Annotated in this window: 17 protein-coding genes; 7 read left to right on the top strand and 10 right to left on the bottom strand. The window is 42.0% G+C overall.

Annotation, left to right across the window (positions count from 1 at the left end; genetic code table 11):
• Positions 1–62: 62 nt before the first annotated feature.
• Positions 63–983, bottom strand: coding sequence for a cyanophycinase (locus tag AC1D0K_RS16990; protein WP_477391150.1), 921 nt, complete (start codon positions 981–983; stop codon positions 63–65).
• 270 nt (positions 984–1,253) lie between these two features.
• On the opposite strand from AC1D0K_RS16990, the gene cphA reads away from it, so the two are divergent.
• On the top strand, positions 1,254–3,881 hold the full coding sequence (gene cphA / locus AC1D0K_RS16985) for a cyanophycin synthetase (RefSeq protein ID WP_477391148.1): 2,628 nt from the start codon (positions 1,254–1,256) through the stop codon (positions 3,879–3,881).
• 279 nt (positions 3,882–4,160) lie between these two features.
• On the opposite strand, the gene AC1D0K_RS16980 is transcribed toward cphA, so the two are convergent.
• The 6 genes from AC1D0K_RS16980 to AC1D0K_RS16955 all read right to left on the bottom strand — a co-directional run bounded on the left by AC1D0K_RS16980 (position 4,161) and on the right by AC1D0K_RS16955 (position 7,279).
• The gene (locus AC1D0K_RS16980; RefSeq protein ID WP_477391146.1) at positions 4,161–4,790 is read right to left on the bottom strand and encodes a DNA-3-methyladenine glycosylase family protein; all 630 of its coding nucleotides are present in this window, start codon (positions 4,788–4,790) and stop codon (positions 4,161–4,163) included.
• Positions 4,791–4,796: 6 nt separating this feature from the next.
• On the bottom strand, positions 4,797–5,306 hold the full coding sequence (locus AC1D0K_RS16975; protein ID WP_477391144.1) for a molybdopterin-binding protein: 510 nt from the start codon (positions 5,304–5,306) through the stop codon (positions 4,797–4,799).
• 107 nt (positions 5,307–5,413) lie between these two features.
• On the bottom strand, positions 5,414–5,992 hold the full coding sequence (locus tag AC1D0K_RS16970) for a peroxiredoxin-like family protein (RefSeq protein WP_477391142.1): 579 nt from the start codon (positions 5,990–5,992) through the stop codon (positions 5,414–5,416).
• A 78-nt stretch (positions 5,993–6,070) separates the two neighbouring features.
• Complete coding sequence (locus tag AC1D0K_RS16965; protein WP_477391140.1) at positions 6,071–6,334, bottom strand: hypothetical protein; 264 nt, start codon at positions 6,332–6,334, stop codon at positions 6,071–6,073.
• 83 nt (positions 6,335–6,417) lie between these two features.
• The gene (locus AC1D0K_RS16960) at positions 6,418–6,696 is read right to left on the bottom strand and encodes a hypothetical protein (RefSeq protein WP_477391138.1); all 279 of its coding nucleotides are present in this window, start codon (positions 6,694–6,696) and stop codon (positions 6,418–6,420) included.
• Positions 6,697–6,706: 10 nt separating this feature from the next.
• Entirely contained in the window at positions 6,707–7,279 is a 573-nt protein-coding gene (locus AC1D0K_RS16955; protein WP_477391136.1) for a sigma-70 family RNA polymerase sigma factor, read from the bottom strand.
• A gap of 255 nt (positions 7,280–7,534) precedes the next feature.
• Between AC1D0K_RS16955 and AC1D0K_RS16950 the strand changes: the two genes are divergently transcribed.
• The 4 genes from AC1D0K_RS16950 (at position 7,535) to AC1D0K_RS16935 (ending at position 11,333) form a co-directional block, all read left to right on the top strand.
• A complete protein-coding gene (locus AC1D0K_RS16950) occupies positions 7,535–8,332 on the top strand; it encodes a DUF1223 domain-containing protein (RefSeq protein WP_477391134.1) in 798 nt (265 codons plus the stop codon).
• Between the two features lie 92 nt (positions 8,333–8,424).
• On the top strand, positions 8,425–9,135 hold the full coding sequence (locus AC1D0K_RS16945) for a cytochrome b/b6 domain-containing protein (RefSeq protein ID WP_477441248.1): 711 nt from the start codon (positions 8,425–8,427) through the stop codon (positions 9,133–9,135).
• On the top strand, positions 9,116–9,910 hold the full coding sequence (locus AC1D0K_RS16940; protein WP_477391130.1) for a molybdopterin-dependent oxidoreductase: 795 nt from the start codon (positions 9,116–9,118) through the stop codon (positions 9,908–9,910). Before AC1D0K_RS16945 ends, AC1D0K_RS16940 begins: the two co-directional genes overlap by 20 nt.
• A gap of 76 nt (positions 9,911–9,986) precedes the next feature.
• Positions 9,987–11,333: an MFS transporter gene (locus tag AC1D0K_RS16935; RefSeq protein ID WP_477391128.1), complete on the top strand. Its 1,347-nt coding sequence runs from the start codon at positions 9,987–9,989 to the stop codon at positions 11,331–11,333.
• Between the two features lie 76 nt (positions 11,334–11,409).
• Here the strand turns inward: AC1D0K_RS16935 and AC1D0K_RS16930 are convergent, their stop codons facing one another.
• From AC1D0K_RS16930 to AC1D0K_RS16920, 3 genes are all read right to left on the bottom strand, one after another.
• Positions 11,410–12,543, bottom strand: a complete 1,134-nt coding sequence (locus AC1D0K_RS16930; RefSeq protein WP_477391126.1) for an alpha/beta hydrolase fold domain-containing protein — start codon at positions 12,541–12,543, stop codon at positions 11,410–11,412.
• A gap of 282 nt (positions 12,544–12,825) precedes the next feature.
• Positions 12,826–13,377 (bottom strand): peroxiredoxin, encoded by a 552-nt coding sequence (locus tag AC1D0K_RS16925; RefSeq protein WP_477391124.1) that lies wholly within the window; start codon positions 13,375–13,377, stop codon positions 12,826–12,828.
• Between the two features lie 107 nt (positions 13,378–13,484).
• The gene (locus AC1D0K_RS16920; RefSeq protein ID WP_477391122.1) at positions 13,485–14,369 is read right to left on the bottom strand and encodes a sugar phosphate isomerase/epimerase family protein; all 885 of its coding nucleotides are present in this window, start codon (positions 14,367–14,369) and stop codon (positions 13,485–13,487) included.
• A 242-nt stretch (positions 14,370–14,611) separates the two neighbouring features.
• Here AC1D0K_RS16920 and epsC point away from each other — a divergent pair, with 242 nt between their 5' ends.
• Positions 14,612–15,442: a serine O-acetyltransferase EpsC gene (gene epsC, locus AC1D0K_RS16915; RefSeq protein ID WP_295721888.1), complete on the top strand. Its 831-nt coding sequence runs from the start codon at positions 14,612–14,614 to the stop codon at positions 15,440–15,442.
• 120 nt (positions 15,443–15,562) lie between these two features.
• Positions 15,563–16,705, top strand: a complete 1,143-nt coding sequence (locus tag AC1D0K_RS16910; RefSeq protein ID WP_477391119.1) for a serine hydrolase domain-containing protein — start codon at positions 15,563–15,565, stop codon at positions 16,703–16,705.
• Positions 16,706–16,837 lie beyond the last annotated feature (132 nt).

Below are 16,837 nucleotides of genomic sequence, written 5' to 3'. Positions count from 1 at the left end.
AAGCGTGTGAGATCCTGAAACAAGGTCAGGATAACATTTTTTATAACTGAGGAGTAGGTTATTTATTGTAAAAGGTCGCTATCGGGGGCCTGAATAAAAACTCCGTCTTCAACCTTAACCGCTTTTTTTATGAGTAAACGATGTTGTGTAAGATCATATTTATCATAAATAGACATGACATGCACCTTTAAATTTTCGATGGATACCGGCGAGCCTAATTCCACATCATATATATTGGTGGCAACAATGTTTCTGCCATCAACCAAAATAATAAGTCCGGATCCTATAGCTTCCATCATGTTACCTTCTGTAATCAATAAACCCGCGTCTTCGCCCAGGCCAATACCCAGGATGCCCGGGTTGGTTGCTACGGCGTACATAAGCCTGCCGATGCGGCCACGCTGTACAAAATGGGTGTCAACTATAACAGAATCAATAAAGCCAAGCCCGGCGGTAATCTGTACTTCGCCTTTAATGAGGGCTTCGTTACTTTGGCCGCGATAGATCATGTGGGTTGAGGCTGCTGCCGCCCCTGCCGATGTGCCCGCTATTACAAAATTTTCATTCCTGAAACGTTGTTTCAGGATCTGTAAAAATTCGGTACCACCAAAAATAGCGGTTAGCCTAAGCTGATCGCCGCCACTAAACATCACTACGTCTGCCTTACGGATGCGCTCAAGATAATTTTTATTTGCCGCATCCTCACGGCTTTTTATGTGTAGTACATTAACATTGGTAACATTTAGCTGCCCAAATGCCTTTATGTACTCATCGCCCACCAGCTCTGGAATTTGGGAGGCGGTGGTAATAACTTCAACCAACGAACCTTCGTGCTTAGCAGACTCGGTAATAATCCGCCGTAAAATGCCCTGTTCAAAAAATTTAATATAATCTGGCTGTAAAATGTGTTCCTGTATGGTTACGTTACTCCCCATATCAACCGCGCCACCTATAATTATTAGTTTTCCTTTCGGGACAATCATGCTTTTTTTAATTTGGTTGTTAAAGCTGATTGGGTTGACAAAGTTGATTGAGCTACCTAAAATTTCTAATTATTTATCAGATAAACATGCACTAAATCACCTTAATTCAACTAATCAACTGATTTTACAATACAAATTACGATAAAATGCATCAAAAACACAGTCTGTTATAAACAAATAATGCCTTTTTACCTTTAAAAATTTTAAATACCCTATTAAGTTTTATAGTTTTAAAGAAAAAAAGCCGTTTAAAAATTTCGTAACATACGTATGAAGATCGAGAATATACAAGTACTGCGCGGACCGAACATCTGGAGCATTCGTCGCAAAAAATTAATACAAATGCGGCTTGACCTGCAAGAGATGGAGCACAAGCCATCTAACGAAATTGACGGTTTTTATGAACGCCTGGAAAGCTTACTGCCATCATTATATACTCACCGCTGCTCGCCGGGTGTACCGGGAGGTTTTTTTCAGCGAGTTATTGCTGGCACCTGGATGGGCCACGTTATAGAGCATATCGCACTTGAAATACAAACCCTGGCGGGCATGGATACCGGCTTTGGCCGTACCCGCGAAACTAAAACCAAAGGGGTATACAATGTAGTATTTGCCTATCTTGAAGAAAAAGTAGGCGTATTTGCAGCTGAATCGGCAGTGCGCATTGCCCAGGCTTTGATCAATGGCGATTTGTATGACCTCGACTCCGATATCCAGGAAATGCGCGAGATTCGCGAACATACCCGTTTAGGGCCAAGTACAGGATCAATTGTTGAAGAAGCGATAGCAAGGGATATTCCCTGGATCAGGCTTAACAACCAGTCATTGGTGCAGTTAGGCTATGGTAAAAACCAGGTGCGTTTTCGCGCTACCATGACCGAGAAAACCAGCAGTATTGCGGTTGACATTGCCAGCAATAAAGATGAAACCAAACGCATGCTACAGGAACAGGCCATTCCTGTTGCCAAAGGCATTACCATTTCATCGGCAGAGGGAGTGGCCGAGGCAATCCGCAAGGTGGGTTTCCCGTTGGTATTTAAACCCCTGAATGGTAATCATGGGAGGGGGATTTCTATCAATATCCGAACAGAAGCCGAGGCAATGGATGCTTATGAGCATGCTGCCAAAATATCACATAAAGTTATTGTTGAGCGTTTTGTTACCGGCTATGATTTTAGGGTACTGGTAATTGATAATAAAATGGTAGCCGCCGCCCTGCGCGATCCGGCCCATGTTAAAGGTGATGGAATATTAACCATACAGCAACTTATTGACAAGGAAAATACCGACCCACGCCGCGGTTATGGACATGAAAATGTGCTTACGCTGATTGGTATTGACCGGGATACGATTGACCTGCTGGAAAAGAAGGGTTATACCCTGGATACCATACCGGCTAAGGGCGAAAAGGTATTTGTAAAATCAACCGCCAACCTGAGCACCGGCGGCACATCTGTTGATGTTACCGACCATGTACACCCGCAGAATATTTTTATTTGCGAAAGGATCTCGAAAATAATTGGCCTGGATATCTGCGGTATTGATATCATGGCCGAAAATCTTCATGAGCCCCTTACCGAAAATGGAGGCGTAGTATTGGAGGTTAACGCGGCCCCTGGTTTCCGCATGCATATTGCACCCAGCGAGGGCTTACCACGTAACGTTGCCGGGCATGTGCTTGATATGCTTTATCCAACGGGTAAATCGGCAAGGATTCCCATTATCGCCGTTACAGGTACCAATGGTAAAACTACTACTACCCGTTTAATTGCGCACATTGTTAAAAATAATGGGCATAGGGTTGGTTTTACTACATCTGACGGTATTTATGTGCAAAATACCATGATGCTAAAGGGTGATACTACCGGCCCGGTAAGCTCTGAGTTTATTTTGAAAGACCCTACTGTTGATTTTGCAGTATTGGAAACCGCCCGCGGCGGCATCCTGCGCTCGGGCTTAGGCTTTGGTTTTTGCGATATTGGTGTAGTAACCAATATTCAGGAAGATCACCTGGGCCTTTCTGATATTCATACGCTTGATGATTTGGCTAGGGTAAAAAGTGTAGTGCTCAACTCGGTTAAAAAAGATGGCTGGGGCGTTTTAAATGCTGATAACGAATATTGTGTACGCATAGGCAATAAGGCAGATTGTAACATTGCTTATTTTAGCAGGAACGAGAATAACCCGATCATTAAATCGCATTGCCGTAAGGGTGGTATCGCTGCAATATGCGAAAACGGGTTTATCACCATACAAAAAGGCGACTGGAAGATAAGGGTACAACGTACTATCCTTATCCCGTTAACCTTTGGCGGTACGGTTCCTTTTATGATTGAAAATGTGCTGGCGGCAACTTTGGCTACGTTTTTATGGGGCTTTAAAACGGAGGACATTAAAACCTCATTGGAAACCTTTATTCCATCTGCAGCGCAAACACCGGGCCGAATGAATATTTTCGAGTTTAGGGATTTTCGTTTCATGATTGATTTTGCCCACAACCCTGACGGATATAATGGTATCAGAGAGTTTTTAAGGCATATCGATTCGCCATTGAAAATAGGTATTATAGCAGGTACCGGCGACAGGCGCGATGATGATATCCGCGAGCTTGGAAAAATATCTGCCGAAATGTTTGATTATATCATCCTTCGCCAGGAAAAACACCTGCGCGGGCGTACTGCAGAAAATATTTTGAACTTGCTTATAGAAGGGATTAAATCAGTTAATCCGGATAAGCCTATAGAAGTAGTGCCAAAAGAGATTGATGCCATAAAGCATGCCATGAGCCTTGCCAAACCCGGTACTTTCATTACCGCTTTAAGCGATGTAGTTGATAACGCCATTGAAACGGTACAAAACTACCAGGAACAGGAGCGGAACGGGTTGTTTAACGTATAGCTTGCTATAGGGTATTATAAGTGATGTCATTGCGAGTTTTACTATCCGGGTGACACTGAAAGGAAAATGACGTTGGAAAAGTTTGTCATCCTGAGGAACGAAGGATCTATTCGCAGACTGTAAAGGTCAAAGAAGCATAGCGGAGAGTAGATCCTTCGTTCCTCAGGATGACAAAAGCGTTTTTAGTAAATACGTCATAGGTAGGACCTATCCATGACAAGCCGTAGAATCCCAGACTTACGAAGTTTTAAAAACTTCGTAAGTCTTTCGCCGTTTATTTTAGTTATTCCTCGGTGCCGACAAATACCAATGCCATAACAGCATACTTGCAATAGTTTTATAAGGTGCCCATTGTTCGGTTATCGCAATCATTTCTTCTTTTGAAATATCTTTAGGTAGCAATTTCACTCTTTTCAAAGCATTTACCGCTGCCAGATCGCCGATGGGGAAAATATCGGCATGCTGTAATACAAACATCAAATACACATCGGCCGTCCAGTTACCGATGCCTTTGAGGGCAATAAGTTTGGCCCGAACAATTTCGTCAGGCAGTTGCTCCAGTTCTTGGAGGTTGATTTGCCCGCTGATCATAGCCTCTGCTAAATATTTGGTATAGGCGGTTTTTTGTCGACTGAAATAGCAGGCTTTAAACTCTTCGTCGGTTAATAACAATACCCTGGCCGGGGTTATTTCCTGAACCCGCTCCCGCAGTTTATTTAATGCAGATAACGCTGACGCCAGCGATACCTGTTGCTCCAGGATGATGTGCACCAGGGTTTCAAACGTGTTTGGCCTTGACCATAGCGGTGGATAGCCATAGGTATTGATAATTACAGCCAAATCGGTATCAGCTAAGGCAAGCTCATCGCAAATGGCGTGGTAATTGGAATGGTTAAACTGTTTAAACATGGTAACCTATTCGGCCTGTTTTACAATTATTTTATCCAGGTTGTGCAAATACCTGCGACCGGTTTTAAAATCAGCAGCCGAGCTCATTTGCAGGCTTTCGGGCATTTTATCGGCTTTAATGCCATTTTTCTCTGTAAGGATAAAAACATGGGTGCCCACTTCGGTATTGAATAATTCGTTCCATGAGTAAACTACTTTATAGCCATCGGCACCCTGGCAAACAAAATAAAACTGACTCAACAATTTGGGGCTGGTGGTTTTAAATGTGGTATGGCTTAAAATATCTTTCAGCAAAACACCTTTTAATTGAGCGTCCTTGTGCTTAAACTCACCCAGATGGTTAGTCACGTTCATTTCGCCAATGTCCTGTACTTTATACTGCAAAATAGAATCAATAGTAATCACCGACTCTTTTGTTACCTGCCCTGTAATGCTGAACTTTTGAGTGGGGGTCAATTTTTCCTGCGCCGAAGCAGCAGTGCTATACAGTAAAACGAGTAATAACAGCTTTTTCATAGTAATGGTAAATATAACAAGCCTGCTTTAAAACAACACAAAAAAATCAGGCCCATATGAACCTGATCTGTTGCAATTACTTGCCATTATTTAGGGGTATAATACTATTAAAGCACCTGCATGATATCATTTACAGATGCACGCCTGGTATAATCCTTATTAAAGTGCACGAAAGCGATCTTGCCCGACTGATTAATAACATAAGTTGCTGGTACGGGTAGTACATGATCGGTATTGCCGTTGCTTTTATTAAGATCGAGGCCAAAGCTTTTGTATTTTTCAACTGTGGCATCGTCCAAAGTATAGTTAACTTTATAATCCTTCATGATGCTGTATCCTTTATCCTGAACAATAGAAAACGATGCGCGGGTTTTTTGAATGGTTTTGCTAATGTTCTCTTTGGTTTCGGGTGTTACAGCAATTACATAAGCCCCTTTTGCGCTAAGCAGCTGCAATGAATCCTGTAACTGTCGGATATGCTTATTGCAATAAGGGCACCACTCGCCCCTGTAAAAAAACAGCACTACCGATTTGTGGGCTTTTAGTAATGTTTTCAGGTCGACTGATTTGCCTGAATTATCTATCGCGTTAAAAGCCGGAGCATCATCGCCTTTTTTAAGCCCGGTTTGCGCCGAAAGCTGCAGGCCGGCAAAAGCCAGCACCATAATAAATAAATACTTTTTCATTTGAGTTGTTTAAATAATTGGAATTAAAAAAAAAGAGGGAGCATCACCTCCCTCCAACGATCGAAAAACAAAAACAACCTACATTTTACTTGCAGTATCTTTAGTCATTTTCTTTTTGTCCATCTTCTTATCCATCTTCATCTTATCATTGTCCATTTTGGCCATTTTTTTCTTTTCCATTTTGGCCATCTTCATTTTATCTTTAGCCATTTTGCCGGTATCGCTGATTGCTGTAGTTGATCCGTTTGATAAAACAGGAGATAAAGATTTAGCCTGTACATTAAGAGTTAAACAAACAGCAAGTACGGTTGCTGCCAATGCGCCTGAAATAATTGTTTTCATACTTTGATTTTTAGTTTTCATGTTGGTTTTATATTAACATTTCAACCTTAGTCGGGCAGTTTGGGTAAGCCTTACAAAGTATTTTATTTTTTATTTAACTCGGCATCTATGCGTTCCTGTAGTTCCTGTTTAAAGTCATCATCAAGCCTTGTGCCCGATGTTTTCATAGAGTCGAGAAAAAGCTGCTTTACCATTTCGTGGATAACGCGGCTTTGCTGATTATATAATATACATATTGAACAACCTGCAAGGTGTATCCTCAACTCTATAGTTTCGCGAAACCCTAATTTTTGGAGCTGTTTTTTCTCTATCAAAAAAGTAGCTTGCCTGCAGTTGTAAATGATGTTTTTTAGTGGGCTCATATAAATTTCTTTAAATCCAGTTCCTTTGAAGACATGCCCTCAGGTTTAATTTGGCCCGGTGTATAATTACCCAAAAGTTGGCCTGTGTAACCTTCAGATCGTTGCAGATGATATCTGTAGCCGCATCATCAATGTGCTTCATTGTAAAAACAGCCATCCATAAAGCAGGTAGTTTTTGAAGGCATTTTTGAAGTATCTGGTTAAACTCCTTACCGGCCAATGGGTCATGATCTTCAATACCAAAAGGCTGGGGATAATGAGCCTTGTTCCAATGCCCGTTATCGGCATCAAAAAAATCCTGCTGTTCATCTTCGGCCTCTTTAACGTCGGCCATTTTTAGGCCCGATGATTTTTTGCGGTACACATCAATTATTTTGTTTTTAAGGATAGCGGTGAGCCAGGTACGTTCAGAGCTTTTTCCTTCAAACTTATCTTTTCTTTCAAGGGCCGCTAAAAATGTTTCCTGCACAAGGTCTTTAGCCTGTTCTTCATCATTTAAGCGTGGCAGCGCGTAACCGTACAGGTAATCTGCATGCGCCTTAACCCAATGCCGTGGATCTAATAATTGATTTTCAGTAGCCATTGAATGGTATGTTCATAGTGTGTTTTAATTCCATTAGTCGCTAACGTTGGTAAATCCTTACAATAAAATGCAGGTTTTTTTGTGGCGAAAAAAGCAATAGAATTATGCTAAATTTACATATATCCTATTGGTTATAATTTATTAAAACAGTTATCCCGCCGAATTGCCGTCCCCTCGCAAAAAAAAATAAATTTATTGTAAGGTTATTTAATGCAAGCCGACTAAGCCGTTAAAACGTACATAGATTATTAAAATATGAGATCAATTAAAATATTTGCCCTTACTGCCAGCCTTGCCATTGCAGTTTTGGTATCAGCGGCTTTTATAAATCATAAAAGCCTTAATAAAAATAGTGAAGTTAAAACTGCCAGTAACGGTTTTGCTGTCATAGAGCTGTTCACCTCAGAGGGTTGTTCAAGTTGCCCTGCTGCAGATGAACTGGTTGCACGCATCCAGAAAGAGGATAGCGATAAGCCGGTTTACATACTTGCCTATCATGTTGATTACTGGAACCGCCTGGGGTGGAAAGATGTTTTTAGCAGTGCCGATTATTCAAAGAGACAAAACAAATATGCCAGCTGGCTACACCTGCAATCGGTTTATACGCCGCAGATTGTAGTTAACGGGAAAAAAGAGTTTGTAGGCTCAGAAGAAGGTAATTTACGCAATGCTATTACAGTCGGCTTACGTACAAATGCTGCGGGTAAACTAACCCTTAATGCTCAAAAAGATAAGGACCATGTTACTGTACAATACCATAGCGAAGGAGTAGAAAAGAATGCTACCCTGCTGTTGGCCCTTGTGCAAAAGGCCGCGCAAACCAAAGTGCAACGCGGTGAAAATGGTGGCAAAACACTATCACACGTACAAATTGTGCGCACTATACAAAGCCAGCCAGTAAGTGCCGATGGTAAGGGTACCGCTATTATTGCCCTGCCGCTGGGCTTTAGCACCCAGGGTTATGAAGTAATCGGCTTTGTGCAAAACGCGGACAACGGCACTATTTTGGCCGCGGCCAAATCAGCATTTGATAATAATAGCGCCAGTAAATAATATGGTTGTTGTTTGTTTTATATTAATGTAGCCTGTACCTGGTGGAGTTTACCCGGTTACAGGTATTTTTGCAAGCCAAAACCACTTTTTAAATGAAAGTAATAAAAGAAAAACACCCTTTAGCCATGCGGTGGACGCATTGGGTAAACTTCCCGATACTCACCATTATGATATGGAGTGGAATGTTAATTTACTGGGCTAATGACGAGTATAAAATAAGGCTGTTCGGGCATACGTATTTTATGTTTTTCCCGGAGTGGTTTTATAAAACCTTTAACATACCCCACCGCCTGGCCGAAGGTATGGCCTTCCATTTTTTGTTTATGTGGGCTTTTGCCATTAATGGCCTGGTATATATACTGTACACCATAATATCTGGCGAGTGGCGGGAGCTTGTTCCGCAAAAAAAATCATTTAAAGAGGCATGGCTGGTGTTGCTGCATGATCTGCACATCAGAAAAATGGCGCCGCCTCAAAATAAATATAACGCCGCCCAGCGCATTGCCTATACTGCAATTATAGTGATGGGCATTGGCTCATTAATAACCGGCCTTGCCATTTATAAACCGGTTCAGTTTTATTATTTAACATGGATATGTGGCGGTTATCATTTTGCACGCATCCTGCATTTCGCACTAACTATAGGCTATGTGTTTTTCTTTTTGATACACATAGTACAGGTAGTACTTGCCGGCTGGAATAATTTCAGATCAGTTATATCCGGATTTGAAGTGGTAAATGAACCCGATCCTCAACCCGTTATTGAAACCCCAACCCCAACCGATGAAAAACCTATTCAGTAAAAAAAATAAAGGCCCTAAAAAGCCGCTTACGGTTGAGCAAAAGATCACGAGGCGGAATTTTATTTCGTTCGGTACTTTTTTTATAGCATCCGGCGTGGCTTATGGTGGCTGGAAATGGCTGTATAATTCGCCCGACGAAGTTGCAGGCATAACCGCAGGAGCCCGCAAACCTTTACGCAGGGCATTAAACAAAACCGAACTGGCCTTCCGTAATTTTTTCAGCAATAACCATCTTGTAAAAACCTATCCCAAAGAAATGGCTGCCAAAAATGTACGCCATAACAGTGACATAGGATCGGAAGGAAAGATAGATATAGCGGCATGGAAACTCCAGGTAAAAAAACAATCTGGCGAGGTGCTGAACATTAGCCTGGATGATATTAAGGCCTTACCAAAAACAGATATTATTTATGATTTTAAATGCGTGGAGGGCTGGGACCAGATCTCGCATTGGGGAGGTGTAAAATTCAGCGATTTTATTGCTCATTTTAAACTGGATGATCAAACCCGGCTGGAATATGTGGGTATGGAAACGCCCGATAAAGAATACTATGTGGGTATTGATATGCCCAGCGCCATGCACCCACAAACAATGCTGGCCTATGAGATGAACGAAAAGCCCTTGCAGCCAAAGCACGGCGCGCCCCTACGGCTTATAATTCCCGTAAAATATGGCATCAAAAACCTGAAGCGCTTGGGCAGTATCTCCTTTAGCGATAAGCGCCCGCGTGATTACTGGGCCGAGCAGGGTTATGATTATTATTCGGGGTTGTAAAGGATCATGGCTGATGCTGTTTTGAATAATTTAACTTTATTGCCGCTATTGAGTTAATATTTGCATATTGCAGGCAATGCCGGTTGCTAAACTTCCTCTTTCAAAACAGCTCGCTTACGCCTGTGGAATGATAGGCTGGAGTACCATGACCAATATAATTATTGTGATGCTCCCCTACTTCTACCTGCCACCGTCCAGTTCGGGGTTAATTCCGCTGGTACCGCAATTGCTGGTATTTGGTGTTCTTAACGTCATGTCAATCATAGCGGCTTCGGGCAGGTTTGTTGATGCGGTTTTTGATCCATTCATTGCCTCATTGAGCGATAAAAGCACCAATCCCAAAGGGCGTAGAATACCATTCATGAAATGGACAATATTACCTGCTGTTGTTTTTTGCGCCTTAACGTTTTGCCCCCTGGTAAGGGCCGAAAGTATCCACAACGCCGCTTGGATAACGTTTACGCTTGTTTGCTTTTTTATGGCGGCCACCAGCTACATTATACCTTATAATGCCTTACTACCCGAGCTTACAGAAACCGCGGCAGAAAAGGTGAAACTTTCATCCCTGCAACAAGTGGGCTTTGTAATTGGGATTATTATATCGGCCATGGTGAATAACCTTGCCGACCTGGTACAACACATTTTTCATGTAACAGATCGCGACTCGGCGGTTCAATATACCATTTGGGGCTTATGTGCTTTTGCCGGCCTCATTATGCTGATCCCGGTTTTAGCAATTGATGAAAAAAAATATTCAAGCAGCAAGCCTACGCATTTACCTTTGCTGGCAGCTATTCAAAAAACATTCAGTAACCGTAATTTTAAATACTACCTCATCTCCGATTTCTCCTACTATATGTCATTAAGCATTATATCAAGCGGGTTATTGTTTTTCCTCACGGTATTGCTGAATCTTCCGGAGTCTATGGGGGGTATATTAATGGGTTCAATGGTATTGTTTTCGCTGGTATTTTATCCGTTCGTAAATTATCTGTCGAAAAAAATAGGTAAAAAACCTATTGTGCTTTTTTCGTTTGGGTTGTTGAGTGTGATTTTTGTGGCGATATTTTTCCTGGGAAAATTTCCGCTATCGCCAACGGCTCAAATTTATATGCTGGTATTAAGCGCATCTTTCCCGCTGGCTTCGCTGGGTATATTGCCCAATGCCATACTTGCCGAAATAGCGCAGGACGATGCGGAACGAACGGGTGAGAACCGCGAAGGAATGTTCTTTGCGGTAAAATACCTGTTTGTAAAATTAGGCCAAACACTGGGGATAGCCCTGTTCGCGTTTTTAACCGTGTATGGAAAAGACCCGGGGAATGATTATGGTTTGCGCCTTAACGGCATCTGCGGCTGTGTGCTTTGCCTCCTGGCTATCGTATTTTTTAGCAGGTTTAAGGAGCACAGGGCCAGGAGTTAACAGCAGAGTAAATTTGCTTCTTCCTATGCCCATCAAACGCTCACGCTTTTCTGTGTGGTTTGAGATGTGTTCAATATTATTTGGTTACCACATTTAAAAAGCGTTCAACCGTATAGGTGGCCAGCTGGCCTCCGGGGCCATTGAGGTTAAAATCAAAGCCATGCGTAGCCCAGGGCAGTTTTAGCAAAAAATGCTTTATCCCGTTTTGTTCAAGTTTTAAATTCAGTCTGCGGCTATGCTCGGGCGATACAAGTATATCGTTATCCCCATGGATAATTAAAGTAGGTATCGATTGCCGGCTCACAAATTCAAGCGGCGAACAAGCTGCAAATTTATCAGGTACCTGCTGATAGCTCCCGCCAATATAGTCACGCATCACCTTCCGCGAATCCATCACCAGCGGGCTTGTCGCTATGGAATATCCCCAAATCATATCTGCAGGGCCATAATAATCAATTACTGCTTTTACACCAGGCTCATGCAGGGTATAAGCAGCCAGTAAAGCTATCTGCGCCCCGGCCGAGCGGCCCAGTAAAACAAAGTTATCAGTATCAATATTTAATTCATCAGCATGCCCGCGCAGGTAGGCTATCGCTGCCCGAACATCTTCGACAGGCGCCGGACTTTGATATTTTGGTGCAAGGCGATAAGTTATAGCGGCCACGTTATAACCAGCTGTGGCCAGGTAGCTGTTCAACTCCGGCAGTTGTTTGTTATCGCCTTTATTCCAGGAGCCTCCGTGTACTATGATAATGCATGGTTTGTTACCGGCTTTTTGAGATGGAAAGTAATCCATAGTTAAGCTTAACCCGGCCGAAATATGATAAGCGATAGCTTTGCATATAACCTCCTTATTGCTCTTAAACATATTCCAGAAACTATAGGGAGGCTCATTACTATCGCCGTTAATAATGGTGCTGCCTGGTCCGAATGCTGCCTGGAAGTTTTGTTTTAAACTGCCAGCTATATTATAGGCGCTAACTATCGGCACAATAAATAACACCAAAGCGATGATGCCGCCAATGGTGCCCGCAAGCTGATATTTTGAGTTGTAAAAGCCAGATAACAAAGCTATTGTCGTAATTATGATAAATATCCAGCAAAATTCTGTGGCGATAATGGCCAGCATCCATATATGATACTCAAATGCTTTTAAAACAGTAAATAATGATATCAGTAATAATAAGATACAGATTATAAAACGGATCATGCGGCTTTTTTATGAAATAAGCGGTTGGGCTTCTGATGCGAAGATGCTATTTTTATTGTTCAATCCGCCTTTGGTAGTTGTGAAATACAGGGACTCTGGAGGTGGAAATAATGTTTTAAAAAAGGGCTGTCCTGCTGAGCCTGTCGAAGCATGCGGGCAAGGGCCTCTGCACGCGACCCTTCGACAAGCTCAGGGTGACAGGCCTTTTTAGAATAGACCATAGGCAGGGCAGCATATTTACACAAATAATGCTAAACAGGAGGTTGGATATTGATGCGCAGCTTATTTGGTTTTGGCTGCTTTTATAAACTGAAGCGCGTCATCGGCATGTTCCTTACCCTGCATCATGGCTTCGTGTACATAAACTATTTTGCCTTTCAGGTCAATAACAAATGTTTTTCTGCCCGTCATGAAAAACTTTTTGTGGATGCCAAACATATTGTAAGCCTTATTGCCGGGATCGCTCAGCAAAGTAAATGGTAATTTATAATGATCTGCAAAGGCTTTATGGCTGGCAACCGTACCGCCGTTTATGCCTATTACCATAGCGCCGGCTTTGGTAAACTGGTCAAAGCTATCGCGAAAAGCGCAGGCCTCTTTGGTGCAAACCATACTTTCATCCTTGGGATAAAAATAAATTACCAGTACTTTTTTGCCTGTATAGTCGGCAGTTTTAAACTCTTTGCCGTTTTGATCGGTCAGGGAGAAGGCCGGCATGGCATCGCCGGTTAATAATTCTTTACCGCTTTGAGCCTGCGCCGCGCACGAGAACAGGAACGATGCTGCCAGTATAACCAACAAGTATTTTATCATGGTGATATCTATTTTTATCATGTACGTTATTTTAAGTACATACGATTTAACCCGGATAGAATAAAAATAAAAAAGCCATCACTTTGTTTGGGAGTGATGGCCTGTATTTAATGCTTGTAACAAAATTTTTATACCAGGTTCTTTTTGATATAAGAGATACTTTGCGCAATGCTATCAAACGGATCGCCTGGGCATACATCCTGCTCCACAAAAAAGTATTTCATGCCTGCTTTTTTTGATTGTGCCAGGATCTTTTTAAAGTCGATAATACCATTACCTACTTCGGTGAATTTCTTTTCTGGTGTTTTGTCCATATCCTTCATATGCAGCAGCGGGAAGCGGCCCGGATATTTATTGAATAATGCAATGGGGTCCTGGCCGGCTTTGGTAATCCAGTACAAGTCCATTTCCATTTTTACCAGGTCTGGGTCAGTATTGGCCAATAGTGTTTCGTAAGGGTATTTGCCATCTTCCTGTATAAATTCAAAATCGTGGTTATGATAGCAAAGTTGTATCCCTGCCTGCTTGCAGGTTTGGCCGGCAACGTCCAGCATACCGGCAACAGTTTTGTAATGTTCCAGGTTTCCGCGCTCAGCCTGCGATAAATAAGCACATACCATGTATTTAACACCTACCGCGGCAGCATCATCAACGGCTTTTTTCCAATCGTTTAAAATTGTGCCCATTTGCGATGCGCCATTAACCTGTTCTTCGCCAAGGCGATAATGTGCACTTGGCATAATGAGGCCTTCCTGGTTTAACAGACTTGAAAAGCCTTTGGCATTCATGCCATAAAATAATTCGGTGCCGGTGTACGTAGCACCCTCAACAGAGTTAAAACCTAATTTGGCTACTTTGGCCAACGCTGCAGCGGGATCTTTTGCCATAGCATCGCGTACGGTATATAATTGCAGGCCTATAAGTTTTTTGTCATATGCAAATAAATGGGGTGCTGCTAAAAGTCCGGCCGATAATAGAGCCGAAGTCTTGAGGAATGAGCGTCTGGAAGTCATTGTTTTTCGTTTTAGTAATTGGTTACCGTAAATATAGGGTATTAGCTATACCAAAACCAAAGACTTGGAATAATTTGAATGGTTTAGAACATTATATAATAATTGTTACAAATTCGGTACGAAAAGTATTCCTGTATTATTATATCCACCAATTAAGTAGCCTTTTTACTTGTAAACAACATTCTTTTGCATAAACTTGCAGTGCAAATAGTTGTTTATCATAAGCAACCCATTCATAAAACATGAGCCAGGAATTTTACAAGCAGATTTTTGACAAGCAGCAAAATCTTGAGTATGTGCCTTCAAATAAGGAAATTACCAGGTGGGCGCTACGGGTTATTCATTTATTATACCCCGAGCAAACCGCTAAGATGTTTGCTACAGTTGATGAGCTGAAGGCGGAATTTGTGTTACTGGAGGCAGAATTGTACAGCCTTATGGAAGCTACAAAAGCCTGCGCCGAATGTGATAACAAGAAGCGGGCAGCTGATTTTTTTGAACAACTACCGCAACTTTACCAGGTACTCAATACAGATATCCAGGCGATATTTAATGGAGATCCGGCTGCACGAAGTGAGTTTGAGGTTATCCGTACCTATCCGGGTTTTTTTGCCATTTCGCTTTACCGGCTTGCGCACCGTTTATATGTGAGCGATGTTCCCTTGATCCCAAGGATATTAACCGAATATGGCCACTCCAAAACCGGTATTGATATTCACCCTGCAGCAGTTATCGGCGAGTATTTTTATATAGATCATGGTACCGGTATTGTAATTGGCGAAAGCTGTAATATTGGCTCGCATGTAAAATTATACCAGGGAGTTACACTTGGCGCTTTAAGCGTTGATAAAAGTATGGCTTTCACCAAACGGCACCCTACGGTGGAGGATAATGTTGTTATATACTCCGGCGCTACTATCCTGGGCGGCGAAACGGTAATTGGTAGTAATAGTATTATCGGTGGTAACGTTTGGCTTACCAAAAGCTTGCCTGCAAACTCAAGAGTATATCATACACCAAATATTCGCATACTTAAAAAGCTAAGCAGGCGTATTTTCGGCGAGAAAAAATAAATTCACCGATATTTATTACACTTTCACCGGGAGTTAACCGCAGCCTGCCAGCTTGTGTAATTATAAGATGCCAAATTTTTTCAATTTGCAGATAATGATATACCCTTACTATCTGTATAAATGAAGTCACTTACCATATCTGCCATGCTGTACTTGTGTTTTATATGCTCAAGTGTAAACGCGCAAAACACAAAACCTTTATTAAGCGATAATCAGCTTAAAAGTAAACTGGACTCCGCGGTTGATAAGGGAGCACGAATTTATATGGATACGCCCAACGCTGTTGGGATATCGATAGGTATTTACAAAGCTGGTAAAGCATACACGTACAATTATGGTGAAGTAAAAAAGGGAACAGGTAAACTCCCCACTGCAGATAATTTTTATAACCTCGGTTCGGTTGCCAAAACCTTTGTAACTACCATGCTTGCAGAGGCTGTTATTGAAAAGAAGGCCAACCTTAATGATGATATCAGGAAATACCTGCCGGGCAGTTATCCCAATCTCCAATACAAAGGGCACCCCATCAGGCTTATTAACCTGGCTAATCATACATCGGGCTTGCCGGGCAATGCTCATGTTTTTCCAAAAGCGGTAAAAGATAGCCTCAGGAAATTAAGCCTTGCGGCGCAGGTTGATTTTTATAGCGTTTACAAAGCCGATAGCTTGCTGAAGGATTTGCATAGCCTAAATCCAGATACCATCCCCGGTGCAAAGTTTAGGTATAATGGCAACGGCATGATGGTTTTGATCTTGCTGTTGGAGCAGATCTATCACGAGCCATATGAGCAACTCGTGACACATTATCTAAAAACGCATCTGCAAATGCAGGATACTAAGACCCAGGTATCCGCCACGCTTTTTAACCGTTTTGCACAGGGTTACGATGGTAACAACAAGCCACAGCCATACCTCAACCTGGCCGATTACTATAACGGGCCAAGCATGAACTCAACCATTAATGATATGCTTAAATATTTAAAGGCTAATCTGGAAGAGCGGGATCCCGCAATAAAACTAACCCATCAGCCTACCTGGAAAAACGCTGATGATACCGGTGTTGGTTTGGGCTGGATGATGGATACCGATTATAGAGGTACAAAGATTATTTATCATGACGGGCATACCGGTATTGGTTTTAATACCATGTGCCTGTTTTATCTGGGGAAAAACCTGGGTTATATTATTATTGTTAATGATAACATTAGTCAGCAACGGGTTACTGACCTGCAAATGCACATACAGCAGGCGCTTGATAAGTAATTCACGGGAAGATGAAAAAGTAATTTAAAAGTCAATTCAGGGGCTTTCTGCTTTGTGCATTCAGCTTTTAGCTGCTATTTAAATATTCCTGCTAATTTTGTTTTCAATAAATGAATTTCATTTACAGTCTAT

The sequence above is a fragment of the Mucilaginibacter sp. P1_A3 genome (assembly GCF_056406855.1).
Note: the sequence above shows the minus strand (reverse complement) of the source record. Positions and strands in the feature narration are given on the sequence as shown.